General features: G+C 66.7%; 24 protein-coding genes. 13 read left to right on the forward strand and 11 right to left on the reverse strand.

Annotated elements, in window-relative coordinates; translation table 11 throughout:
- Nucleotides 1–403: 403 nt before the first annotated feature.
- The 3 genes from B9Y64_RS22010 to B9Y64_RS15810 form a co-directional block, all read right to left on the reverse strand.
- Complete coding sequence (locus B9Y64_RS22010) at nucleotides 404–1,141, reverse strand: hypothetical protein (RefSeq protein ID WP_157804532.1); 738 nt, start codon at nucleotides 1,139–1,141, stop codon at nucleotides 404–406.
- Nucleotides 1,142–1,535: 394 nt separating this feature from the next.
- Nucleotides 1,536–2,237, reverse strand: a complete 702-nt coding sequence (locus B9Y64_RS15805) for a response regulator transcription factor (RefSeq protein WP_162292378.1) — start codon at nucleotides 2,235–2,237, stop codon at nucleotides 1,536–1,538.
- Nucleotides 2,212–2,844 (reverse strand): DUF4388 domain-containing protein, encoded by a 633-nt coding sequence (locus B9Y64_RS15810; protein WP_100441524.1) that lies wholly within the window; start codon nucleotides 2,842–2,844, stop codon nucleotides 2,212–2,214. The genes B9Y64_RS15805 and B9Y64_RS15810 overlap by 26 nt, the downstream gene beginning before the upstream one ends.
- 270 nt (nucleotides 2,845–3,114) lie before the next feature.
- Here B9Y64_RS15810 and B9Y64_RS15815 point away from each other — a divergent pair, with 270 nt between their 5' ends.
- Both B9Y64_RS15815 and B9Y64_RS15820 read left to right on the forward strand, forming a co-directional pair.
- The gene (locus B9Y64_RS15815; RefSeq protein ID WP_157804533.1) at nucleotides 3,115–3,585 is read left to right on the forward strand and encodes a hypothetical protein; all 471 of its coding nucleotides are present in this window, start codon (nucleotides 3,115–3,117) and stop codon (nucleotides 3,583–3,585) included.
- Between the two features lie 164 nt (nucleotides 3,586–3,749).
- On the forward strand, nucleotides 3,750–4,322 hold the full coding sequence (locus tag B9Y64_RS15820) for a hypothetical protein (protein WP_100441526.1): 573 nt from the start codon (nucleotides 3,750–3,752) through the stop codon (nucleotides 4,320–4,322).
- 215 nt (nucleotides 4,323–4,537) lie between these two features.
- On the opposite strand, the gene smpB is transcribed toward B9Y64_RS15820, so the two are convergent.
- Nucleotides 4,538–5,041 (reverse strand): SsrA-binding protein SmpB, encoded by a 504-nt coding sequence (gene smpB, locus B9Y64_RS15825; RefSeq protein WP_100441527.1) that lies wholly within the window; start codon nucleotides 5,039–5,041, stop codon nucleotides 4,538–4,540.
- A 57-nt stretch (nucleotides 5,042–5,098) separates the two neighbouring features.
- On the opposite strand from smpB, the gene B9Y64_RS15830 reads away from it, so the two are divergent.
- Nucleotides 5,099–5,524, forward strand: coding sequence for a type II toxin-antitoxin system RatA family toxin (locus B9Y64_RS15830; RefSeq protein WP_100441528.1), 426 nt, complete (start codon nucleotides 5,099–5,101; stop codon nucleotides 5,522–5,524).
- A gap of 3 nt (nucleotides 5,525–5,527) precedes the next feature.
- Nucleotides 5,528–5,785: an RnfH family protein gene (locus tag B9Y64_RS15835; RefSeq protein ID WP_100441529.1), complete on the forward strand. Its 258-nt coding sequence runs from the start codon at nucleotides 5,528–5,530 to the stop codon at nucleotides 5,783–5,785.
- Nucleotides 5,786–5,820: 35 nt separating this feature from the next.
- Here B9Y64_RS15835 and B9Y64_RS15840 read toward each other — a convergent pair whose 3' ends face one another.
- Nucleotides 5,821–6,213: an outer membrane protein assembly factor BamE gene (locus tag B9Y64_RS15840; protein WP_014036847.1), complete on the reverse strand. Its 393-nt coding sequence runs from the start codon at nucleotides 6,211–6,213 to the stop codon at nucleotides 5,821–5,823.
- Between the two features lie 103 nt (nucleotides 6,214–6,316).
- Between B9Y64_RS15840 and fur the strand changes: the two genes are divergently transcribed.
- Nucleotides 6,317–6,724, forward strand: a complete 408-nt coding sequence (gene fur / locus B9Y64_RS15845) for a ferric iron uptake transcriptional regulator (protein WP_005409235.1) — start codon at nucleotides 6,317–6,319, stop codon at nucleotides 6,722–6,724.
- A 128-nt stretch (nucleotides 6,725–6,852) separates the two neighbouring features.
- On the opposite strand, the gene B9Y64_RS15850 is transcribed toward fur, so the two are convergent.
- Nucleotides 6,853–8,109, reverse strand: a complete 1,257-nt coding sequence (locus B9Y64_RS15850; RefSeq protein ID WP_100441530.1) for an SGNH/GDSL hydrolase family protein — start codon at nucleotides 8,107–8,109, stop codon at nucleotides 6,853–6,855.
- Nucleotides 8,110–8,206: 97 nt separating this feature from the next.
- Here B9Y64_RS15850 and B9Y64_RS15855 point away from each other — a divergent pair, with 97 nt between their 5' ends.
- On the forward strand, nucleotides 8,207–9,124 hold the full coding sequence (locus B9Y64_RS15855) for a LysR family transcriptional regulator (protein ID WP_100441531.1): 918 nt from the start codon (nucleotides 8,207–8,209) through the stop codon (nucleotides 9,122–9,124).
- A gap of 153 nt (nucleotides 9,125–9,277) precedes the next feature.
- Here the strand turns inward: B9Y64_RS15855 and recN are convergent, their stop codons facing one another.
- Entirely contained in the window at nucleotides 9,278–10,939 is a 1,662-nt protein-coding gene (gene recN / locus B9Y64_RS15860; protein ID WP_100441532.1) for a DNA repair protein RecN, read from the reverse strand.
- Nucleotides 10,940–11,054: 115 nt separating this feature from the next.
- Here recN and hrcA point away from each other — a divergent pair, with 115 nt between their 5' ends.
- The 4 genes from hrcA (at nucleotide 11,055) to dnaJ (ending at nucleotide 16,081) form a co-directional block, all read left to right on the forward strand.
- Nucleotides 11,055–12,119: a heat-inducible transcriptional repressor HrcA gene (hrcA, locus tag B9Y64_RS15865; protein WP_100441533.1), complete on the forward strand. Its 1,065-nt coding sequence runs from the start codon at nucleotides 11,055–11,057 to the stop codon at nucleotides 12,117–12,119.
- Nucleotides 12,120–12,182: 63 nt separating this feature from the next.
- Nucleotides 12,183–12,698, forward strand: coding sequence for a nucleotide exchange factor GrpE (gene grpE / locus B9Y64_RS15870; RefSeq protein ID WP_100441534.1), 516 nt, complete (start codon nucleotides 12,183–12,185; stop codon nucleotides 12,696–12,698).
- Nucleotides 12,699–12,880: 182 nt separating this feature from the next.
- On the forward strand, nucleotides 12,881–14,803 hold the full coding sequence (gene dnaK, locus B9Y64_RS15875; protein ID WP_100441535.1) for a molecular chaperone DnaK: 1,923 nt from the start codon (nucleotides 12,881–12,883) through the stop codon (nucleotides 14,801–14,803).
- A gap of 153 nt (nucleotides 14,804–14,956) precedes the next feature.
- The gene (dnaJ, locus tag B9Y64_RS15880; protein ID WP_100441536.1) at nucleotides 14,957–16,081 is read left to right on the forward strand and encodes a molecular chaperone DnaJ; all 1,125 of its coding nucleotides are present in this window, start codon (nucleotides 14,957–14,959) and stop codon (nucleotides 16,079–16,081) included.
- 152 nt (nucleotides 16,082–16,233) lie between these two features.
- Here dnaJ and B9Y64_RS15885 read toward each other — a convergent pair whose 3' ends face one another.
- Nucleotides 16,234–17,031, reverse strand: a complete 798-nt coding sequence (locus tag B9Y64_RS15885) for an AraC family transcriptional regulator (RefSeq protein ID WP_100441537.1) — start codon at nucleotides 17,029–17,031, stop codon at nucleotides 16,234–16,236.
- 72 nt (nucleotides 17,032–17,103) lie between these two features.
- On the opposite strand from B9Y64_RS15885, the gene B9Y64_RS15890 reads away from it, so the two are divergent.
- The 3 genes from B9Y64_RS15890 to B9Y64_RS15900 all read left to right on the forward strand — a co-directional run bounded on the left by B9Y64_RS15890 (nucleotide 17,104) and on the right by B9Y64_RS15900 (nucleotide 20,905).
- Nucleotides 17,104–18,300 carry an MFS transporter gene (locus B9Y64_RS15890; RefSeq protein ID WP_100441538.1) on the forward strand — a complete coding sequence of 399 codons (1,197 nt, stop codon included), beginning with the start codon at nucleotides 17,104–17,106 and terminating at the stop codon, nucleotides 18,298–18,300.
- A 575-nt stretch (nucleotides 18,301–18,875) separates the two neighbouring features.
- Nucleotides 18,876–19,784 carry a pyridoxal kinase gene (gene pdxY / locus B9Y64_RS15895; RefSeq protein WP_100441539.1) on the forward strand — a complete coding sequence of 303 codons (909 nt, stop codon included), beginning with the start codon at nucleotides 18,876–18,878 and terminating at the stop codon, nucleotides 19,782–19,784.
- Nucleotides 19,781–20,905: a prephenate dehydrogenase gene (locus B9Y64_RS15900; protein ID WP_100441540.1), complete on the forward strand. Its 1,125-nt coding sequence runs from the start codon at nucleotides 19,781–19,783 to the stop codon at nucleotides 20,903–20,905. Before pdxY ends, B9Y64_RS15900 begins: the two co-directional genes overlap by 4 nt.
- 214 nt (nucleotides 20,906–21,119) lie before the next feature.
- Here B9Y64_RS15900 and B9Y64_RS15905 read toward each other — a convergent pair whose 3' ends face one another.
- From B9Y64_RS15905 to B9Y64_RS15915, 3 genes are all read right to left on the reverse strand, one after another.
- A complete protein-coding gene (locus tag B9Y64_RS15905; RefSeq protein ID WP_100441541.1) occupies nucleotides 21,120–21,314 on the reverse strand; it encodes a hypothetical protein in 195 nt (64 codons plus the stop codon).
- Between the two features lie 70 nt (nucleotides 21,315–21,384).
- The gene (locus B9Y64_RS15910; protein WP_100441542.1) at nucleotides 21,385–23,157 is read right to left on the reverse strand and encodes an ABC transporter transmembrane domain-containing protein; all 1,773 of its coding nucleotides are present in this window, start codon (nucleotides 23,155–23,157) and stop codon (nucleotides 21,385–21,387) included.
- Nucleotides 23,150–23,746 carry an IMPACT family protein gene (locus tag B9Y64_RS15915; RefSeq protein ID WP_100441753.1) on the reverse strand — a complete coding sequence of 199 codons (597 nt, stop codon included), beginning with the start codon at nucleotides 23,744–23,746 and terminating at the stop codon, nucleotides 23,150–23,152. Before B9Y64_RS15915 ends, B9Y64_RS15910 begins: the two co-directional genes overlap by 8 nt.
- Nucleotides 23,747–23,781 lie beyond the last annotated feature (35 nt).

Raw genomic sequence — 23,781 nt, forward strand, 5'->3', positions numbered from 1 at the left:
CAATGCACCCCCGGTTTCTTCAAGTATTGCAAGGCTTGTGGGCCCCTGGTTGACCAGATGTTGACCAAGAACCCGCCTAACGATGTGGATGGTACGGCAATCTTCCTGAACAGTCACGCGCGGCCAGAGCGGGTGCCGGAACCGTTCAGTCGTCGCTGCCGTCCAGCAGCAGGCTGCGAGGCAGGGGGCAGTGAGCGGGTTCCAGACCGCTGAGGCCTTCGCGGTGGCATCGGGGACCACTGAAGGGATCCAGCGGCCGTGCTTCTTGGCGGTGATCGTCCAGTCTCTGCAGCGCCGCGCCTCTCCAGTGTGAGCGGTGCGGCATCGCTACGGCAGGCCCGTTCCCCGCAGCGCACAGAGCGCATGGGCAACGCAAAGCGATTCTGGACGTGGCCAGGGAAGATTACAGAGGATTGAGGGAGCCTCTGCCCGTAGCGCATCGTTGTGGTATGCACCCTTCCATCGATGTGTTCACGGTCCGGGCATCACTGATCAGACACGCCAGCTGCGCCACGTGCGAGCCTTCGAAGGGGTTACTGTATGGTTCAGACACTGACGTCGTGCACCTTCCATCATCGATGGAGAGCGTTGCCTTCATGTCTCCCGCAACTACGCTCTTGAAAGCAATGGCACCAGAGGAAGTGAAATTGCTTCCTACGGGATAGTTTCCGTCTGGAGCAACAGCGAACAGGTAGTCCGAACTCCTCGCGGAGATCGGAGTGCTGCTGGAAGAAGGCGCGCCAGCCTTGCTGCTTGTGCAGGACCAACTCCACACCGCCTCCCCGGAAATTGTGGTTGCGCCCCGTGATGGAACAGAATCTTTCGCTTCACACAGCGCCTGGTGATAAGTCTTGGTTGCTTGGCTCTGGTCGTCAAAGCGATAGACAAGTCCGCCCTTTCCATCTCTGAACAAGCGTTGCTCGACCATCACCTGTCCTCCGTTGAAATCAGACGATGGGATGGTTCGAACAATCCATTTCTTTCCATCTGAAGATTCAAGCTGTCGTTCGTGAATCGCAGATTTATCACTGGCAATCTGATTGGCGATTGCCAAGCCAGGCGTGGCCGCAATAAGAATGGCGAGGGCGATCAAGGCTTTCCCAAACGGATTCGAAGACTTCGTTGCTTCTGCAGTGTCCATACTTTTCCTCTGGTCGATCTGGTGTATCAGTGGAGCAATGTGCGCTGGAAACCAGTGGCCTCCTGGGCCCCAGTACTAGAGCACTTGAGGTGGAGAACACTGCCTTTACCATATGCCAAGCAGGGCAGGCATGCGCGACATCGGATGAATTCTGTGACAACGATTCTCGCTGGGACTTCTCTGGTTGAAAGGGTGCAGGAACTGGGGGAATGAAGTTGCTGGAAGCGCTTATGGTGGCGACTGCCAATGTAGCGCCGCCGCCCACCGCAGCAGTGAGCGGAACATCCGAGCCATCGGTACGGCATCTCCCTGAGCAGCCGCGTCTGGCGTGTGGGAGCGGCTGAATGCTCCTTCGCAGCGCTGAGTCCACATCCGATGGATGGCGAGGCCCAGCTCAGAACCCACCACCCTCCGGCCATTCGGGCAGGGGAAAGCTCGTCGCCAGAAGGACCAGCTCCTGGTTGCTCGACACCCCGAGCTTTTTCATGGCGCTGATCTTCTGCGCGCTGATGGTCTTCTTGCTCCGCTGCAACCGCGTCGCGATGGCGGTGACGTTCATGCCGGAAAGATAAAGTCGAAGGACCTGTTGTTCGCAGGCGGACAAGGCGCTGGTGCCGACGATCACCGGACGCTGGTTGCCGCCAGCCGTGGCAGCGCCGCCCTTGAGCGTGTCGATCACGCCCCGGATCAGGGTGTTGATGGGGCAGGTCTTGTCCTGCACAAGGTGGGCGCCCGCACGCAGAATGCGCCGGTGCAGCGCGTCGCTCGGCTGCGAAGTAATAACGATGATGCGGGTGCTCGGCGACAACCGGCCGATGTCTGCGATCGGTGCGCGGCTGGGTGGCGTGCCGCCCTCCACCTGCAGCGTGTAACCGGTGATGACCATGTCGGGCTGCTGCTGTTCCACCAGTTCCAGCAATACCGCGCGTCGGGTGGTCTGGCCGGTCACCGCAACCTGCGGAAGCATCCGCAGCGAGCTCACCATGCCGAGCACGAATACGGCATGTTCGTCCGCCACCACCACGGTCCTGGCAGTGGCGTTGGTCTGGGAGCCCGAACCCTGCAACCGTTCACCCCGATGCAGCGCGCGCAGCACGGGGGCGCAGCAGCCACGAGAGCACGCCATGTCCGGCGGGGCGCGCCGGTGGCGTTGCGCCGACGAACGCCGGCCACGCTTTTCTGGCCTGTTTCAGGCCGTGCAGTGCGAGCTGCACATTCTGCAGCGGCATCTGCGTGCGGCGTGCGATGTCGTGCGCACTGGCACCCTTTTCCAGCATCGGCGCGACCCGGTCCAGGAAACGCTGAAGCTCCAGTGGAAGCGCGGCCTTCTTGGCCTTGATCAGCATGAACACCGTGTCCGGATCGGATAGCGGGCCCGTCGCCGGGTCTGTCGCTGAAACGGTCGGCTGTCGGCGCGGAAACAGCTGCAGCAGGTCCAGATGCAGGGCCTGTGTCGCGTAGATCGGCTTCTGTTCGAAACTGAAACTGCAGCGATGCCTGGAGAACCACCGGGCCAGCTTGAGGATCCGGTGCCTGCCCTCGATTTTCTGCTCGATGGAGAACGAGGCGACCAATCCCGCGGCCACATGCAGGTTCAGGGTCTTTCCCTGGACCGGGCCGAGCGAAAGCACGCCCGACCGATCGCCAACCAGCGCAATGATGTCTTCCAGGTCGATGCCGTCCAGGTCGCCATGAAACGCCATGCCTCCGCCTCCCGATCCATTCCATGTTGCGGTTCCGGACACTGCAGGAACGCCGCGCCTGTGAGGTGGCGAGAATAAGGCGGTGAGCACGCTGGCCCGCATGAGACCATTACGATTCTGGTGTGCGGCACCCTGCTGCAAGGCCTGGATTACCTGCAACCACCGGCGTTTTCGGGGTTGTCTTATTGGGTGCCGGCATGCGCGTGCCTACCATTTTCTCCTTCACCGGAGCCCCGCTTTTGGCTGGGGGCACGCATAGGGAAGGAGCAAGTGATGGCCTCGATCAGGGTCCTGCTGGTGGGTGATCGAACGATGGAGCGGCTTGCGATGGAGTCGCGCCTGTCGATCGATGCGCGGGTCTGCGTTGAAATGGTCAGTGACGCCTGCAGTGCGGCGACATTGGTGGAATGGCGGCACTACAGCCTGCTGGTGGTGAATGTCACCGGGCTGGGGCGGTCGCTGGTGGACCTGATCAACACGTTCTCCGAGCACTCGCGCGAATCGCGCATCGCCTTCTTCGGTGGCAGGTCCACGGCGATGGTGAAGGCTGCGGAGCTGATTGCCCAGGCGCGGGGGCTGGCCCTGCTGAAGGTTCCCGGGCTGGATCAGCCTGGGGATGGCAGCCGGGAGTACCGCCGGTTTGTCGGAGAACATGTCTGCGGCGTGCCGGCGGGCCCCGTGCATGAAGATTGCCTGGAGCCGCCCATCATGGCGCAGCCTCCCGCTTCCCGCCTGAGATGATCCGGCGCCCAGTCCTGGCGCTGGGGTTGGCGATGCGTGCGCAGCGTTGTCAATCTTCAATACGTTGCACTGCATGGGTCATAGCGGATTGGTAACTTCATTGGCACGAATTTGCGACACACTGAAGACGACCATCCGAGCCAGGACAGACACGGAGACTGTGGGTGACCGAGGCAAGCCAACAACGCAGCCTGCGACAGCTGGTCGGACCCGTCGGGGCCGACTTCCAGCGGCGGGCCTTGCCCCCCGGCTGGGTCTGGGCCGTGCTGGGCGTGCTGCTGGCGGCCACCTGGCTGACCGAGTTGCCGGCCACGGCGGCGGCGGCACTGGTGGCCAGTGCGGTGGTGGTGCATTGGCCGCAGCGCGGCCGTACCCACTGGCTGGGCTGGCGCCTGCCGGCACTGGCCGTGATGGCGGCCCTGCTGTGGGGGCCCGAGGTCCTGTCGCAGTGGTTCGAGCACGGCCTGGCCGTGGTGCTGATGTCACTGGCCAGTCTCAGCATAGGCGTTCATGTCTGGCAGTCGCGACAGTTGGCGCGCCAGTTGCAGGGTGCGGCCGATTCGCTGGATGACGCCCAGCTGCTGGCCCTGTTGCCAGCCGATGCGGCCCAGCTGGCGCAGCAGTGGCGCGCGGGCGATGATCGTCATGCGCCGGAACTGGCGGTGGTGATGCATCTGGCCGTGATGCACGCGGCCTTGGCACCACGCATGCGCGGGCAGGGCGTGCTGGCGGGGTGATCCGCCTTTTGTAGAGTCGAGCCATGCTCGACTGCTTCTTCGCCGAAGCCGAGCATGGCTCGGCTCTACAGAAGGCCAGGGCAGCCGAGCATGGCTCGGCTCTACAGAAAGCCAGGGAGCCGAGCATGGCTCGGCTCTACAGAAGGCCAGGGCAGCCGAGCATGGCTCGGCTCTACAGAAAGCCAGCGAGCCGAGCATGGCTCGGCGCTACAGCCTTACGCGTCGCGGTTGCCGCGACGCATCACCCGCTGCTTCTCGATCGCCCAGTCGCGGTCCTTGGCGGCATCGCGCTTGTCGTGGGTCTGCTTGCCCTTGGCCAAAGCGATCTCGAGCTTGATCTTGTTCTTGCTCCAGTACATCGCGGTGGGCACGATCGTGTAGCCATCGCGCTCGACCTTGCCGATCAGCTTGTCGATCTCGTTCCGGTGCAGCAGCAGCTTGCGCTCGCGGCGGTCCTCGGCCACCACATGGGTGGAGGCCTGGATCAACGGCGTGATCTGTGCGCCGATCAGGTAGATTTCGCCATGCTTCACATAGGCGTAGGCGTCGATGATGTTGCCGCGGCCCGCGCGGATCGACTTCACCTCCCAGCCCTGCAGGGCCAGGCCGGCTTCGAAGCGCTCTTCGATGTGGTACTCGTGGCGGGCACGCTTGTTCAGCGCGATGGTCTTGGTGGCCGTCGCGCTCTTTGCTTTATCCTTGCCGCTGTTCTTGCTCATTTCCGTATTGTCTCCGATTCGGGCCCGCCCGGTCGATTGCCGAAACGTCCTGTATTCATGCCTACTATCCGCCGCAGCGCCCTGGTCGAACATTCGGCCGCGCGCATGTTCGACCTGGTCAACGATGTCCAGGCCTATCCGCGCCGTTTCCGCTGGTGCTCGGCTGCCCAGATCCTGGAGCAGGGCGAGGACCGCCTGGTGGCGCGCCTGGACCTGGGCCTGGGCTCGTTCAGTACCTGGTTCCAGACTGAAAACACCCTGCAGCGCCCGCACTGCATTGATATGCAGCTACGCGATGGCCCGTTCAAGCAACTGCACGGCCGCTGGGAATTCCATGCGCTGGCCGAGGATGCCTGCAAGGTGACCCTGACCCTGGAGTTCGAACCCAGCTCGCGCCTGCTCGGCCCGGCCCTGGCGATCGGCTTCCAGGGACTGGCCGATCGCATGGTCAACGATTTCGTCCGCGTCGCCGACGAGGCCTGATCGATGATCGAGGTCGAGGTGGTACTGGCCTGGCCGCAGCGGGTGCTGTCGCGCCGCGTGCAGCTGGAAGAGGGGGCGACCGTGGCCGACGCCATCGCCGCTGCTGCATTGGAAGGCAGTGCCGACTGCCCGGCGGCCGCCGTGCATGGCGTGCTGGCGCGCCCACAGCAGGTGCTGCTGGAGGGTGACCGCATCGAACTGCTGCGCCCGCTGCTGGCCGATCCCAAGGACAACCGCCGGCGTCGCGCGCTCGGCGGTTGATCCCGGCAACCCGTCCTTGCGGACGGGCAGGGGGCTCAGCGGCCCTTCTTCTTCTTGTCCTTCGGCAGGTTGCGGCCGAACTGGCGCACGGTCTGCTGGGCCAGGGCCTTGTCGTTGCCCGGGAAGTAATCGCCTTCCCAGCGGGTCACGGCGTCATTCTCGAAGAACACGACGAAGTTCTTCACCTCGGTACGGCCCAGGCGGTTCACGCGCTGGCTGGAGGTGTAGTCCCAGCGCTGGGCGTGGAACGGGTCGGGAATGGACGGGGTGCCCAGCAGCGCGGTGACCTGCTGCTTGCTCTGCCCGACCTGCAGCTTGGCCACGGCATCTTCCCGGATCAGGTTGCCCTGATAGATGGGTTGCTTGTAGATGATGCCGCACCCGGTGGTGGACAAGGCGACGGCGGCGACCAACAGGAGATTGCGCATCGGGACTGGCGGTTGGGGAAATCAAACCGATGATACACTCCCGGCGTGCCACCGCGACCCAATCCGAGGCAGCTGGCGCTAAATCGCCAATGAACGGAGACCTATGGAAACCCACGACCTGCGTAAAGTCGGCCTGAAGGTGACCCATCCGCGGATGCGGATCCTGGCGCTGCTCGAGCAGCGCAATGCCCAGCACCACATGACCGCCGAAGACATCTACCGCCAGCTGCTGGAGCATGGCGACGAGATCGGCCTGGCCACGGTGTACCGGGTGCTGACCCAGTTCGAGGCCGCCGGCCTCGTGCTCAAGCACAATTTCGAAGGCGGCCAGGCCGTCTACGAGCTGGACCGCGGCGGCCACCACGACCACATGGTCGACGTCGACAGCGGCAAGATCATCGAGTTTGAAAGCCACGAGATCGAGGAGCTGCAGCGCAAGATCGCAGCCGACCACGGCTACGAACTGGAAGAGCACTCGCTGGTGCTGTACGTGCGCAAGAAGCGCAAGTAAGCCGTTGCGGCCAGCTGGATGCCACGAAACCCCGGGCCTTGCCCGGGGTTTTTCGTTGATGGGCCTGATGCTGGGGTCAGATCCCTTTGCTGGCGCAAAGGGATCCGACCCCGCCGACCTCATTGGGGTCAGATCCCTTTTCCCACGGGAAAGGGATCTGACCCCTGACCTCCAAGCAGCGCATCCAGGTCCACCGCCTCGGCCATGGCCCGGTGGCCCGCATCGCCCGGGTGCAGGTGATCACCGGAATCGTAGGTGGCGGCCATCCGTGACGGATCGGCCGGGTCGCGCAGTGCCGCGTCGAGGTCGATCACTGCATCGAACGGGCTGTCCGCCCGCAGCCAGGCATTGAGCTTCTGGCGCAGGGCGTCCTTGCCCGGAGTGTAGTAGTCGTCCAGCGGCGTGCCGGGCAGGGCGCCGGCGAACGGCGGCAGGGTGGCGCCCACGATCCGCACACCTCGGCGGCGGGCCCGTTCTGCGAGGGCGCGATACCCCGCCTGCAGCTCGCTCAGCGTGGGCCGGGCCTGGCCCCGGGCGAACGCGGTGCCGGGCCAGCTGATGTCGTTGATACCGATCAGCACGATCACGCTGGCCACGCCGGGCTGCTCCAGCGCGTCGCGCTGGAACCGGGCAAGGACAGACCTGCCCATGCCGTCGCGCAGCAGTCGGCCGCCGGAGATGCCTGCGTTGACCACGGCGACACCGCGCGGTGCCAGGCGCGCGGCCAGGTGGTCAGTCCAGCGCTGGTCCTGGTCGAGGCTGGCAGTGGCACCGTCGGTGATCGAATCGCCGATCACCACCACGCTGCGCGCGCTGGCGTCGGCCTCGACCTCGATGCCGGCCAGGAACAGGCGGGCGGTGGTGCTGCTGGCTGCGCTCAGGGCCTGGGCCCGGCTCTGGTCGCCGGGCGCGATCCAGCTGGTCTGGCGGCCTTCCCAATGGAAGGTCTGGACGGTTGCCGGCCCCGGCACGAACACGCTGACCTGCAACGCCTGCCGGTCTTCCGTGGCCAGTGGCAGCGGATCGCTCAGCCGTTCCTGGCCTGGGCCGATCAACACGCCGGGCCGGCCGTCGAAGCTGAGCGGCTGCGGGGCGGCACCGGCGCGAGCGGCTACGCTGGCGGCCCCGATCCGCAGCGGCCGGGTGCCGTAGGCGTTGCTCAGCCGCACCCGCAGCCGAGGCCCGCCCAGGCTGATGCGCGCCGTCTGGCGGAAGGTCTGGTCTTGCAGCGTGGCCGGTACCCGGGTCGGGAACAGGAAGTCCGCGTCCCAGACCGGTTGCGGGCTGGCCTGCCAGCTGGCGACCCAGTGCGGGGCGGATGCGGCACTGGCCGCGCCGGACAGGGCAAGCAGGGCGGTGGTGGTGAGCTGGCTCAGGCGGTTCATCGGAGGGTCCCGGGTGGAGGGACGGCCATGGTGATTCCGCCACCACCTGTGAACTAGACTGCGCATGGATAATCATCTGTGAACTGGATTCATCGCCATGGCGCGACCCGACATCAACCGATCCGGCGAACTGGAAGTATTCGTACGGGTGATCGAGACCGGCGGCTTTTCCGCCGCGGCCCGCACGCTGGACATGACGCCCTCGGCGGTGAGCAAGCTGGTGGCCCGGCTGGAGCAGCGGCTGGGCACGCGCCTGTTGCAACGCTCCACCCGCCAGTTGCAGCTGACCCCGGAAGGTTGCGCGTTCTACGAACGTGGCCTGCGCGTGCTGGCCGACCTGGAGGAGGCCGAGCGCTGCGCCAGTGCCCACGCCGAACCGCGCGGGCGGCTGCGGGTCAATTCCAACGTGCCGTTCGGCCAGCATTTCCTGTTGCCGCTGCTGCCGGCGTTCCTCGACCGCAACCCGCAGGTGGGCGTGGACCTGACCCTCAACGACGAGGTGATCGACCTGCTTGAGCAGCGTACCGACGTGGCGGTGCGGGCCGGGCCGCTGAAGAGCTCCAGCCTGGTGGCGCGACGTCTGGGCGCGACGCGGATGATGATCGTGGCCGCGCCGGCCTACGCGCAGCGGCATGGGCTGCCGCGCAGCGCCGAGGAACTGCAGTCGCACAATCGGCTGGACATCGGCCATGCGCGCGCGATGCAGGGCTGGCCGCTGCTGCAGGAGGGGCGCGAACGGATGCTGCTGCCCAGTGGCAACGCCCGCGCCAGCAATGGCAACGCACTGCGTCAGCTGGTGCTGGGTGGCCTGGGCATGGCGCGGCTGGCGACCTACCAGGTGCAGGAGGACATCGCCGCCGGGCGCCTGCTGCCGGTGCTCGAAGAGGCCAACCCGGGTGACCTGGAAGAGGTGCACGCGGTGTTCCTGGGGCAGGGCGGATACCTGCCGCTGCGGGTGCGTGCGTTTCTCGATTTCCTGGTGGAAAAGGTGGATCTGGCGCGGCCGCTGGGGTAGTGCCGGCCGCTGGCCGGCAACCTCATGATCTTCATCCACCTGTGGCGCGCTGCCGGCCAGCGGCCGGCACTACCGCGCGGAAGCCGAGCATGGGCTCGGCTCAACATGAGAAACCGACGTGTAGAGCCGAGCCCATGCTCGGCTCCACGGGCCTCAGGCCTGCAGCAGCTTGCGCGCGGCGGCGCGCGCTTCCTTGCTCACTTCCACGCCGCCAAGCATGCGTGCCAGCTCTTCCTCGCGTGCCTTGCTGTCCAGCTTTTCCACGGCGCTCTGGGTCATGCCTTCCACCGGGGCCTTGCTGACCCGGTAATGGGCATGGCCCTTGGAGGCGACCTGCGGCAGGTGGGTCACGCACAGTACCTGGCGCTTCTCGCCGAGCGCGCGCAGCTTCTGGCCGACGATGTCGGCCACCGCGCCGCCGATGCCGGAGTCGACTTCGTCGAACACCATGGTCGGCACCGCATCCAGGTCCAGTGCGGCCACTTCGATGGCCAGCGAGATGCGTGACAGTTCACCGCCCGAGGCCACCTTGCGCAGTGCACGTGGCGGCTGGCCGGCGTTGGCCGCCACCAGGAACTCCACGCGTTCGGCACCCTGCGGATCGGGTTTGCCAGTGTCCTGCGGCTCCAGCTCGATCAGGAACTGGCCGCCACCCATGCCCAGCTCGGCGATGATGCCGGTGGTGGTGGCCGACAGTTCGGCAGCGGCGCTGCGACGGCTGGCGGTCAGCACTTCGGCCTGTACCCGCCAGGCGGCGGCGGCCTTGTCGATCTCGCCGGCCAGGCGCTGCAGGCGTTCATCGGCGCCACGCAGCTGCTCCACTTCGGCATGCATGCGCTCGCGCTGCGCGCCCAGTTCGTCCATCGGCACGCGGTGCTTGCGGGCCAGGTCGTGCAGGCGACCGAGACGGCGCTCGTTCTCCTCGAACTGTTCCGGGTCGGCGTCGAGGTCGTCATGCACCCGATCCAGCAGCGACAGGGCCTCGTGCAGCTGGATCGAGGCGTTCTCGATCAGGCCGTCCACCTCGCCCAGGCGCGGGTCGTGCTCGATCAGGCGCGACAGCTCGTGACGCACCTGCTGCAGCAGGTCCAGCGCGGAACTGCCGTCGTCACCGTTGAGCTGGTTGCTGGCCGCCTGGCAGGCGCTCAGCAGGGCGCTGGCGTGGGCCTGGCGGCGATGGCTGGCACCGAGTGCAACGATCGACTCCGGCTCCAGGTCTTCGCGGTCCAGTTCGCGCAGCTGGTGTTCCAGGAAGCCGATCCGGTCAGTGACGTCACCCTGTTGTGACAGCGCCAGCGACTCATCGACCAGCGCCTGCCAGGCCGCGGCGGCGCGACGCACCTGGCGGCGCTCGTCCTCGTTGCCGGCGTAGGCGTCGAGCAGGGCCAGCTGCGACGGGCGCGCCAGCAGGGCCTGCTGCTCGTGCTGGCCGTGGATTTCCACCAGCAGCGAGGCCAGGTCGCCCAGCTGTGCCAGGGTCACCGGGCGGCCATTGATCCAGGCCCGCGAGCCACCGTCGGCGCGGATCACGCGACGCAGCTGGCATTGTTCCTCGTCGTCCAGCTCGTTGTCGGCCAGCCACTGGCGCGCGGCCTGCAGCTGGTCCAGCGCGAACTCGGCCGAAAGCTCGGCGCGCGCGGCACCGTGGCGGACCACGCCGCTGTCGGCGCGCAGGCCGGACAGGAAGCCCAGCGCGTCGACCATCAGCGACTTGCCGGCGCCGGTCTCGCCTGAAACCACGGTCATGCCTGGCCCGAACTCCAGTTCGGTGGCGCGGACGACGGCGAAATCCTTGATCGAAAGATGTCTGAGCATGGGTAAGGGGGTGTCAGCAGCCGCGCAAAGCTAGCACGCGGGCGCAGGAGGTCCAATGACTTGCCAAGGCGAGGCGCCGCCATTATCTAGTGTCCGTGTCTCACAGGTTGATTCCATGCACGGTTCTCCCGACCAGCTTGCCCCGCGTGCGCGCCATCTGCTGCGCACGCTGATCGCGCGTTACATCCAGGACGGCGAGCCGGTCGGCTCGCAGACGCTGGCGCGCGTGGCCGGCCTGGAGGTCAGCCCGGCCACCATCCGCAACATCCTTGGCGACCTGGAGGACCTGGGACTGCTCGCCTCGCCGCATACCTCGGCCGGGCGCGTTCCGACCGCGCACGGCTACCGGGTGTTCGTTGACAGCCTGTTGCAGATGCAGCCGCCGGGTGAGGGCGAACTGGCCCGGTTGCGCCAGGAGCTGGCCGGAGGCGGGAGTACCCAGGCCCTGCTCGGCAGCGCTTCGGAGCTGCTGTCGGCGATGAGCCACTTCGTCGGCGTGGTCAGCGCGCCGCGGCGCGAGCAGTTTGCGTTCCGCCAGATCGATTTCGTGGCGCTGGACGGGCGGCGGGTGCTGGCGATCCTGGTGTTTGCCGACAACGAGGTGCAGAACCGCGTCATCGAGACCCGCCAGGAGTTCGCGCCGGGCCAGCTGGAGCAGGTCGCCAACTACCTCAATGCGCATTTCGCCGGCCTGCCGATGGCCGAGATCCGCACCCGCCTGCTGCTGGAACTGCGCGACGCACGCTCCGAGCTGGAGCAGCTGCTGGCGCACAGCATCGAGCTGGCCGAGCAGGCCCTGCAGCCGGCGGCCGACGACATGCTGGTGGCGGGCCAGACCCGGTTGATGGGGGTGCAGGACCTGTCCGACCTGGAGCGCCTGCGTGAACTGTTCGAGCTGTTTTCCAGCAAGCGCGAGATCCTGCAGCTGCTGGAACGGACCATCCAGGCCCCGGGCGTGCGCATCTTCATCGGCGAGGAGACCGGAATGATGCCGCTGCAGGGCGTCTCGCTGGTCACCGCCCCGTATACCGCCAATGGCCAGGTGCTGGGCGTGCTGGGCGTGATCGGCCCCAAGCGGATGGCCTACGACCGCGTGATCCCGCTGGTCCAGGCCACCGCCGATGTGCTTGGCGCGGCCTTTTCACCGGCCAGGCGCACTCCCGGAACATCCGACGCTTGAAACGCAGTATCCCGCCCATACTAGGGTGGGTGGAGGCGGAGATTGACCGCCAGGGACCCAGACATGAACCACGAACATCCAGATATCGAATCCCAGCAGAGTGCCGCCGATGCGGCTGCCGCCACTGGCGTCAACGACGAAGTGGAACGCCTGCGCGCCGAAGTTGAACAGGTCAGGGCCGATGCGCTGCGTGAGCGCGCCGACCTGGAGAACCAGCGCAAGCGCGTGGCCCGTGACATCGACCAGGCCCGCAAGTTCGCCAACGAGAAGCTGCTGGGCGAGCTGCTGCCGGTATTCGACAGCCTGGATGCCGGCCTGAAGGCGGCCGGCGACGACCCGCATCCGCTGCGCGAGGGCCTGGAGCTGACCTACAAGCAGCTGCTGAAGGTTGCTGCCGACAATGGCCTGGTCCTGCTGGACCCGACCGGCCAGCCGTTCAACCCGGAACACCACCAGGCCATCAGCCAGGTGCCGGCCCCGGGCGCCGCTCCCGGCACCGTGGTGACCGTGTTCCAGAAGGGCTACCTGCTCAACGAGCGCCTGCTGCGGCCGGCGCTGGTGGTGGTGGCCGCCGACTGATTGACCGGGCCGGGCGATGCCCGGCCCCGGTAGTGCCAGGCCATGCCTGGCAAGGTTTTCCAGGCGCTGAACACAGCGTTCGGGAGATGGCTTGAATGTTCCACGAGCCTCCCCCACATCGTATTCATCCACCGGCCGAACGGCCGGACTGACCCCAACAAGCATCCTCAGGAGTCTCCCCCATGGGCAAGATCATTGGTATCGACCTCGGCACCACCAACTCGTGCGTGGCGATCATGGACGGCGGCAAGGCCCGCGTCATCGAGAATTCGGAAGGCGATCGCACCACCCCGTCGATCGTCGCCTACACCAAGGACGGCGAAGTCCTGGTGGGCGCCTCGGCCAAGCGCCAGGCCGTCACCAACCCCAAGAACACCTTCTACGCGGTGAAGCGCCTGATCGGCCGCAAGTTCACCGACGCCGAAGTGCAGAAGGACATCGCCCACGTCCCGTACGGCATCCTGGCCCATGACAATGGCGATGCCTGGGTGTCGACCAGCGATGGCAAGAAGATGGCCCCGCAGGAAATCTCGGCCAAGGTGCTGGAGAAGATGAAGAAGACCGCCGAGGACTTCCTCGGTGAGAAGGTCACCGAAGCGGTCATCACCGTGCCGGCCTACTTCAACGACAGCCAGCGCCAGGCGACCAAGGACGCCGGCCGCATCGCCGGTCTGGACGTCAAGCGCATCATCAACGAGCCGACCGCGGCCGCGCTGGCCTATGGCCTGGACAAGGGCGACAACAAGGATCGCAAGATCGTGGTGTACGACCTGGGCGGCGGCACCTTCGACGTCTCGGTGATCGAGATCGCCAATGTCGACGGCGAGAAGCAGTTCGAAGTGCTGGCCACCAACGGCGACACCTTCCTGGGCGGCGAAGACTTCGACAACCGCGTCATCGAGTACCTGGTTGAAGAATTCAACAAGGACCAGGGCATCGACCTGCGCAAGGATCCGCTGGCCCTGCAGCGCCTGAAGGACGCCGCCGAGCGCGCCAAGATCGAGCTGTCCAGCGCCCAGCAGACCGAAGTGAACCTGCCGTACGTCACCGCTGACGCGTCGGGCCCGAAGCACCTGAACATCAAGCTGACCCGCGCCAAGCTGGAAGCGCTGGTGGAAGACCTGATCAAGAAGTCGATCGAGCCGTGCCGCGTCGCCCTGAACGATGCCGGCCTGCGTTCGAGCGACATCAGCGAAGTGATCCTGGTCGGTGGCCAGACCCGCATGCCGAAGGTGCAGCAGGCGGTGACCGAGTTCTTCGGCAAGGAACCGCGCAAGGACGTCAACCCGGACGAAGCCGTGGCACTGGGTGCGGCGATCCAGGGCGGCGTGCTGGGCGGCGACGTCAAGGACGTGCTGCTGCTGGACGTGACCCCGCTGTCGCTGGGCATCGAGACCATGGGCGGCGTGTTCACCAAGATCATCGAGAAGAACACCACCATCCCGACCAAGGCGTCGCAGGTGTTCTCCACCGCCGAAGACAACCAGTCGGCCGTGACCGTGCACGTGCTGCAGGGTGAGCGCGAACAGGCCCGCTTCAACAAGTCGCTGGCCAAGTTCGACCTGTCCGGCATCGAGCCGGCCCCGCGTGGCCTGCCGCAGGTGGAAGTGTCCTTCGACATCGACGCCAACGGCATCCTGCATGTGTCGGCCAAGGACAAGAAGACCAACAAGGAACAGAAGGTCGAGATCAAGGCCGGTTCGGGCCTGTCCGAGGAAGAGATCGCGCGCATGGTCGCCGACGCGGAAGCCAACCGCGAAGAAGACAAGAAGTTCCAGGAGCTGGTGCAGGCCCGCAACCAGGCCGACGCCCTGATCCACGGCACCCGCAGCGCCATCACCGAGCACGGCAGCAAGGTCGGCGGCGATGTCATCGGCAAGGTCGAGGCGGCACTGGCCGACCTGGAAACCGCGATGAAGGGTGACGACAAGGCGCAGATCGAAGCCAAGTCGAAGGTGCTGGAAGAAGCTGGCCAGTCGCTGTTCGCCGCCGCTTCGGCCGACCAGGGCGGTGCCCCGGGTGCCGACGCCGGCAACGCCGGCAAGGGCAACGACGACGTGGTCGATGCCGAGTTCACCGAAGTCAAGGACGACAAGAAGTCCTGATCCGGACCGACGCGGGACGCTGGCCATCAGCGTCCCGTTGTCGCATCAGGGTCCTGGCCGCCACCGGCGTGTCGGGGCGCCCGACGCAAGAGCGGACCTGGTTCCGCTCTTCCGCTTTGACGAATCCCGACTTTCCGGAACCAGATTCACGATATGAGCAAGCGCGATTACTACGAAGTGCTGGGCGTTGCCCGCACCGCCACCGATGAAGAGCTGAAGAAGGCCTATCGTCGCTGCGCGATGAAGTTCCACCCGGACCGCAACCCGGGTGATGCGGCGGCCGAAGCCTCCTTCAAGGAGTGCAAGGAAGCCTACGAAGTGCTGTCCGACGGCAACAAGCGCCGCATGTACGACAGCCACGGCCACGCCGCGTTCGAGCACGGCATGGGCGGCGGCGGTCCGGGTGGCCCGGACATGAACGATATCTTCGGCGATATCTTCGGCAACATTTTTGGCGGTGGCGGCGGTGGTCCGCGCCAGGCCCGTCGCGGTGCCGATATCGGCTACGTGATGGAGCTGGACCTGGAAGAAGCGGTCCGGGGCGTCGAGCGCCGGATCGAGATCCCGACGCTGGCCGAGTGCGGCGACTGCGATGGCAGTGGCTCCGAAGACGGCAAGGTCGAGACCTGCAACGTGTGCCATGGCCGCGGCCAGGTGCGCATCCAGCGTGGCATCTTCGCCATGCAGCAGGCCTGCCACAACTGCGGCGGCCGCGGCCAGATCATCGCCAAGCCCTGCAAGACCTGCCACGGCAACGGCCGTGTCGAGGAAGACAAGGTGTTGTCGGTGAAGGTGCCGGCGGGCGTCGATACCGGCGACCGCATCCGCCTGCAGGGCGAAGGTGAAGCCGGCCCGGCCGGTACGCCACCGGGTGACCTGTATGTGGAAGTGCGGGTGCGCGAGCACCACATCTTCCAGCGCGATGGCGACGACCTGCACTGCGAAGTGCCGATCCGCATCTCGCAGGCGGCACTGGGCGACACCGTGCGCGTGGCCACCCTTGGCGGCGAGGCGGAGATCCGCATCCCGGCCGAGACCCAGACCGGCAAGCTGTTCCGCCTGCGCGGCAAGGGCGTGCGTTCGGTGCGCAGCCGCAGCGAAGGCGACCTGTACTGCCGCGTGGTGGTGGAGACCCCGGTCAACCTCACCAACGAGCAGCGCAAGCTGCTGGAGCAGTTCGAAGCCACCTTCGTCGGCGAGGAAGCGCGCAAGCATTCGCCGAAGTCGGCCACCTTCATTGATGGCGTGAAGGGCTTCTGGGACCGGATGACGTCCTGATCCGGCGGCGGAAGCCGTTCAACGAAAACGCCGGGCATCGCCCGGCGTTTTCGTATGTGGGCGCCTGTTGCATGGCGCCGGGCGCGGCCCGGCACTACCGACGATGCCGCGCTGCGGCAGATCCACGCCATGCGTGGATGCGGTTCAACGCATCACCGGAAGAACGCCGCCGGCGTCTGTCCCAGCTGCCGTTTGAACATGCTGGTGAACGCGCTGGGGCTGTCGTAACCCATCGCCAGCGCCACATCGATGACCTTGTCGCCGACCGCCAGCCGCTCCAGGGCGGCCAGAAGCCGCGCCTGCTGCCGCCACTGTCCGAAGGTCATGCCCAGTTCGCTGGCGAAATGGCGCTGGATGGTTTTCACGTCCACCTGCAGCGCCTGCGCCCAGTCCTGCAGCGTGGCGTCGTCGCCGGGGTGCTTCTGGAGGTGGTGGCAGATCCGCTGCAGGCGCGGGTCGGTGGGAGCGGGCAGGTGCAGCGGCAGCACGTCCATGCGGTGCAGCTCGTCCAGCAGCAGGCGCACCACGCGGCCATCGCGGCTGTCATCGACATGCGCGGTCTCGATCAGGCTGGCGGCCAGCAGCAGCTCGCGCAGCAGCGGCGCTACCTGTACCGCGAACGCCTCGTCCGGCAGTTGCGGTGCGAAGTCCGGTTCCACGTACAGGCTGCGCATGTGCACTTCGGCGATGCAGTCCACCGCATGCGCCATGCCGGCCGGGACCCATATCGCGCGGGTGGAGGGCACCACCCAGAGGCCCCCCTCGGCGCGTACCACCATCAGTCCGGACATGGCGAAGACCAGCTGGTGACGGCGATGCCGGTGGGGGGCGATGTGGGTGCCGGGCGGGTAATGGCGGGCGCGGCAGGTCACCGGGCGGTGCACCGGAACCTCGTTCCACGGCGCAGTCTCGCGGATCGGGCAGGGGGTGTCCTTTTTGCGATAGGCCATGACCCGAACGCGGCAGAAGGGAGGGGGAGGTCACCGTAGCATGCGTGGCTCGCCCCCAACCTGACTGCGTCCATGTCGACCCTGGCTTCTCCCGCAACGACCTCGCGCCCGGTAGCCCCCGGCGTGCTGGCCGCCATCTCCACTTCGCATGTCGTCAACGACATGATGCAATCGCTGATCCTGGCCATCTATCCGGTGATCAAGGGGGGCTTCAACCTCAGCTTCACCCAGATCGGCCTGATCACGCTGACCTATCAGCTCACCGCTTCCATCTTCCAGCCGTTGATCGGCATGGCCACCGACCGTCGCCCGGCGCCGTATTCGCTGCCGATCGGCATGGCCTCGACCTTGTGCGGCATGCTGCTGCTCGGCTTCGCACCGAACTATGCGGTGGTGCTGATGGCTGCGGCAATGGTCGGCATCGGCTCGGCGATCTTCCATCCGGAGGCCTCGCGCATCGCGCGGCTGGCCTCCGGCGGCCGCCATGGTTTCGCGCAGTCGGTGTTCCAGGTGGGGGGCAACTTCGGTACCGCGCTGGGCCCGCTGATCGCGGCTGCGGTGATCGTGCCGTATGGCCAGCATGCCGCATCGTGGTTTGCCGGCGCCGCACTGATCGGCATCGGCCTGCTGACCTATGTCGGCCGCTGGTACGCGTTGCATCTGGGCACGCCACGCCCCGCCAGCACGGCTGCGATGGCGCCGCGGCACCCGCCGCGCACCGTGGCCAAGGTGCTGGCGATCCTGCTGGTGCTGATCTTCAGCAAGTACTTCTACATGGCCAGCATCGGCAGCTACTTCACCTTCTACCTGATCCACCATTTCGGCATTCCGGTGGCGCAGGCGCAGCTGCACCTGTTCGCGTTCCTGGTGGCGTCCGCCGCTGGCGGCTTCCTCGGCGGCCCGCTGGGCGACCGCATCGGCCGCAAGCCCATCATCTGGACCTCGATCCTCGGTGTGGCGCCGTTTGCATTGATGCTGCCGCATGCCGATCTGTTCTGGACCACGGTGCTGGCGGTGCTGATCGGTTTCGTGTTGTCGTCGGCGTTCTCGGCGATCGTGGTGTACGCGCAGGAGATGATGCCGCACCGCATCGGCATGGTCTCCGGCCTGTTCTTCGGGTTTGCGTTTGGCATGGGCGGGCTGGGTGCGGCCGTGCTCGGCCTGCTGGCGGACAAGACCAGCATCGAATACGTCTACCACCTGACCGCGTTCCTGCCGCTGCTGGGCATCGTGGCGGCGTGGCTGCCGCCGTCGCGGCCTGCGCACTGAGGGAGGGTGGGTTTGCAGGGCTTGCAGCCCTGCACCTGCTATAAGCCAGAGCTGAAGCAACAGCGGAAGCTGGCTATCCGTGGGTTGGCGGGGTGGGTCCGGTTGCGGGGACGCCGTGAATACGTCCTTGTAGGCTCGGTCGCGCCATCCATGGCGCTCGCGCCCCTGCAACCGGACCCACCCCGCCTTCGACGGTGTCGGAAATGCTCTTGGGGTCAGATCCGTTTTCCTCCGGAAAACGGATCTGACCCCATTTTGTGTATCGATATCTGACAGATGTGTCGACCAAGGTCGACACCTACCAACAGCCGCGCGGAACAACAGCCGCAGTTACCAACAGCCGCGTGAACCTGTCGAAGGTGGGGCGGTGTGGGTGGGCAGGACCGTTGGCGCCATGGATGGCGCCATCGAGCCCCCATGGATGGGTTTACGGCGTGTCCTGACCACCCACACCGCCCCGCCAACTCATGGAATACCGCTTTGGCTTTTGCCGTTGCCGTTGCCGTTGCCGTTGCATTGAGCAGGTGCAGGGCTGCAAGCCCTGCCGAACCCCTCGCCGGGCGTAGAATGCGGCCATGAGCGAATCCCTTGATAACCACCTGGTCCACGGCCGCCGCCAGCGGCCGGATGGCCCGTCGCCGATCGATGTCATCTCGGTCCAGTCGCAACTCGTCTACGGCCACGCCGGCAACAGCGCCGCTGTACCGCCAATGCGTGCACTCGGTGTGCGCGTGGCGGAAGTCCCGACCGTGCTGCTCAGCAATGCACCGTTCTACGACACCACGCGTGGCCGCGTGCTGTCCGTCGACTGGTTTGCCGACCTGCTGCTCGGCACCCGCGAACGTGGCCTGCCGCAACGGGCGAAGATGCTGGTGTCCGGCTACTTCGGCAGCACGGCCAACGGTGCCGCCTTCGCCGACTGGCTGGACGGGATCCTGCCGGCCTGCCCGCAGCTGCGCTACTGCCTGGACCCGGTGATCGGTGACACCCACACGGGCCCCTACGTGGAACCGGGCCTGGAAGCGATCTTCGCCGAGCGCCTGCTGCCGCATGCCTGGCTGGTGACACCGAACGCCTTTGAACTGAACCGCCTGACCGGCATGCCTGCGCTGGCCGAGGCCGATGCCATCGCCGCCGCGCGCACGCTGCTGGACCGTGGCCCGCACTGGGTGATCGCGCACAGCGTGGGCGGCAATCCCGGTGAACTGGTGACCCTGGCCGTTGGCCGCGAGGAAACCTGGCGCTGGACCTCGCCTCTGCTGCCGGTGGACGTGGCAGGTACAGGTGATGTGCTGATGTCGCTGGTGGTGTCGTTCCTGCTGCGCGGCGAGTCGATGCAGCAGGCGATTTCGCGCGCGATTGCCGGCACCCATGCGGCGCTGGAGGCGACCCTGGGCAACGGCTTCGAGGAGTTCGACGTGATCGCCGCCGCGCCGGCAGCGCTGGCCGAAGGAACGCGCTTCCGCGCTGAACGCGTGGCATGAGCAGCCTGGACCCACGCACGCCGCGCACGGTCGGCATCATCGGCAGCGCTGGCGCCTATGGGCGCTGGCTGACCCGCTTCTTCCAGCAGCACATGCAGCTGCAGGTGATTGGCCATGATCCGGCGGACCCGGGCTCGCACACGCCGGAACAACTGCTGGCGCAGGCCGACGTGCTGGTGTTCTCGGCGCCGATCCGGCATACCCCGGCATTGATCGCCGAGTACGTGCGGCAGTCGGCGGGCCGCGAGCAGGGCAGGCTGTGGCTGGATGTGACCTCGGTGAAGGAGGCGCCGGTGCAGGCCATGCTGGCCTCGCAGGCTGAAGTGGTCGGCCTGCATCCCATGACCGCGCCGCCGAAGGCACCGACCCTGAAGGGCCGGGTGATGGTCGTCTGCGAAGCGCGGCTGCAGCACTGGCAGCCGTGGGTCGATACGCTGTGCACGGCGCTGCAGGCCGAGTGCGTGCGGGCCACCCCGCAGCACCACGACCAGATGATGGCGCTGGTGCAGGCGATGGTGCATGCCACTCACCTGGCCCAGGCCGGCGTGCTGCGCCAGTACCAGGCGCAGCTGGGTGATCTGGCCGCGATGATGCCGTATCGCTCAGCGTCGTTTGAGCTGGATACGGCGATCATCTCGCGCATCCTGTCGCTCAACCCGGCGATCTACGAAGACATCCAGTTCGGCAACCCGTACGTGGCGCCGATGCTGGAGCGCCTGGTCGGCCAGCTGCAGGCCCTGCAGGCGCAGGTGGGGCAGGGCGACGACGGTGCACGCGCTGCATTCCGTGAGCGGCTGCTGTCGGACAATCGCAGTGCCTTCGGCGAGCAGGCGCTGGCTGACGGCAACTACACGTTCGAACGCGTGGGTTATCTGCTGGCCGACCTGACCGAGCGCAATGCATTGTCGGTGCATCTGCCGGAAGACCGGCCCGGCTCGCTGCGTGAGCTGCTGAACGTGTTCGAGCAGCATCGCATCAGCCTGGCTTCGATCCATTCCTCGCGCACGCCCGGCGGTGAAGTGCATTTCCGCATCGGATTCATCGCCGGCAGCGATCCGGCGGCGATCACCCGGGCGGCCGCTGAAGTTGACGCCAGCGGCATCGGGCGGGTGCTCGGCTGACCACATTCATCCACAGGCGGTGTGGATGGATTCTGAGCAAACATGTGGATAACCGCGTGCAGCCCTTGGCAGCAAAGGCTGTCAAGATGGTTGGTCAAAAATTGGCCACACCTTTCTGTAGCGTCGAGCCATGCCCAACGGCTCCCCGCCGCCATACCCGGCGAGCGCAGCGGCAGGTCCGTGCACACGCACCCGCCAGGAGCGCGTCGGTGGGCTAGATCGTCAGCCTCAGCTCACCGCCGCTGGTGGTGAACTCGCGACCATTGCGCACCAGCAGGCGACCGTCGTCGAGCTCATAGCGTGGCGTGGCTTCGGAGTGGTGCCCGCTGCCATTCGCCTCGGGCTTGAACTCGATGATGATGTGGCTTTCGCCTTGGCTGTCGACTGCAGGGAACTGACGGAACGACATCGTGTACCTCCTTCAGCGGATGCGGCTGATGCGAGGCCAGCTTGGTCCGGCCGATGTTAGCCGGCCGTCATCAATCGATGAACTGCAGTCGTGCCAGTTCAGCGTACAGTCCGCCTTCGGCCAACAGCTGCGCATGGGTGCCCTCGGCCACGATGCGGCCCTGGTCCATCACCACGATGCGGTCGGCCTTCAGCACGGTGGCCAGGCGATGGGCGATGACCAGCGTGGTGCGGCCGGCCATCAGCCGCTCCAGCGCCTGCTGCACGCCATGCTCGCTCTGCGCGTCCAGCGCGCTGGTCGCTTCGTCCAGCAGCAGGATCGGCGCATCCTTCAGCAGTGCGCGGGCAATCGCCACTCGCTGCTGCTGGCCACCGGAAAGGCGTGCGCCGCGCTCGCCCAGCTCACTGTCGTAGCCCTGCGGCAACGCACGCAGGAAACCATCGGCCTCGGCTGCGCGGGCGGCATTCTCGACCTCGGCGTCGCTGGCCTGCAGCCGGCCGTAGCGGATGTTGTCGCGCGCACTGGCCGCGAACAGCGTCGGTTGCTGCGGTACCAGTGCCAGCTGCGCGCGCAGTTCGGCCGGGTCGACCTGGCGCACGTCGATGCCATCCACGCAGATGCGGCCGCTGGCCGGATCGTGGAAGCGCAACAGCATCGACAGCACCGTGCTCTTGCCGGCGCCCGACGGGCCGACCAGGGCCACGGTCTCACCGGGGCGGACATGCAGGTTGAAGTGGTCCAGCGCGGCCTGGTCCGGGCGCTGCGGATAGTGGAACACCACGTCGTCGAACTGGATTTCGCCGCGTAGTGGTTGCGGCAGTGCGTGCGGCTGCGCCGGCGCACGGATCTCGATGTCTTCCTGCAGCAGCTCGCCGATGCGGCCCATGCCACCGGCCGCACGCTGCAGCTCGTTCCAGACTTCGGCCAACGCGCCCACCGAGCCGCCGCCGATCAGCGCGTACAGCACGAACTGGCCCAGCGTGCCGGCACTGAGGCGCCCGTCGATGACATCGTGCGCGCCCAGCCACAGCACGCCGACGATGGCGCCAAACACCAGCAGGATGGCGCTGGCAGTAACCAGCGATTGCGCGCCGATGCGGCGGCGCGCGGCACCGATGGCATCGCCCAGTGCCTTGTCGAAGCGTCCGCGCTCATACGGCTCGCGTGCATGCGCCTGCACCGTGCGCACGGCGCCCAGCGTCTCGCTGGCCAGGCTGTTGGCGTCGGCGATGCGGTCCTGGCTGCTGCGTGCAACCGTGCGCAGCTTGCGCGCGCCGATGATGATCGGAAGCACCGCCAGCGGGATGCCGAGCAGCGACCACGCGGCCAGCCGCGGGCTGGTGACGAACAGCATCGCCAGGCTGCCGACCACGGTGACGCTGCTGCGCAGGGCCACTGACATGGTCGAGCCGACCACGCTGCGCAGCAGCTCGCTGTCAGCGGTCAGGCGAGAGACCAGTTCGCCGCTGCGGCTGCGGTCATGGAACCCGGCACCGAGCTGGATCAGGTGTGCATACAGGCGGCTGCGCAGGTCGGCGACGACCTTTTCGCCCAGCAGCGACACGAAGAAGAACCGTGCGGCCGTCGCCAGTGCCAGCACCACCGCCACCAGCATCAGCAGGGCGAAGGCACGGTTGATCTGGCCACCGCTGGTGAAGCCATGGTCGATCATCTGCTTCACGGCCGGGGGCAGGCTCAGCGTGGCGGCCGAAGACACCGCCAGGGCCAGCAGCCAGGCAGTGAACAGCCCGCTATGGCGGCGCACGAACGGCCACAACGTCCGCAGGCTGCCGAGGCGGCGCAGCGGCGGGGTCGAGGCGGGGGCGTCGTCCTTGTCAGTCATCCTGGTTGTCGTCTTCTATGCGGATACGGTCACGGGTGGCGTCGCGAAGGCGGATTTTCAATGCATCGACCTGATCGGCCGGCAATTCGGCCCGCAGGCACACGCCGTTGGCATCAAACTGTTCATCGAGCTTCCCGGCGCCGAAGGCGGGCAGGGTGGCGTGCAGGGTGCCCAGGTCCTCGAAGCCGGCCCGCAGCTGCAGGCGGGCCATCGCCACCAGCGGCAGGCGCGGAGCGGTACGCAGGCACTCTGCGGCAGCACCACCGTAGGCGCGTACCAGTCCGCCGGCGCCCAGCTTGATACCGCCGAACCAGCGGGTCACCACCACCATCACCCGGTCGAAGCCCTGGCCATCGATCGCGGCCAGGATCGGCCGCCCGGCTGTACCGGCGGGCTCGCCATCGTCACTGGAGCGGTAGTCCTGGCCGTGCCGGTAGGCCCAGCAGTTGTGGGTCGCGTCGGCTACCGCCACCTGTTGCAGGAACGCCGCCGCCGCCGTGGCGCCGTCGATCGGTGCGGCATGGGCAATGAAGCGGCTGTGTTTGACTTCCAGCGTGTGACTGACGGGCTGGGCGAGGGTATCGAGCATTCCCGCCATTCTACGGGGTTGCCGGAGGTCACTGT

Source organism: Stenotrophomonas maltophilia, assembly GCF_002799245.1.
GTDB lineage: Bacteria > Pseudomonadota > Gammaproteobacteria > Xanthomonadales > Xanthomonadaceae > Stenotrophomonas > Stenotrophomonas maltophilia_S.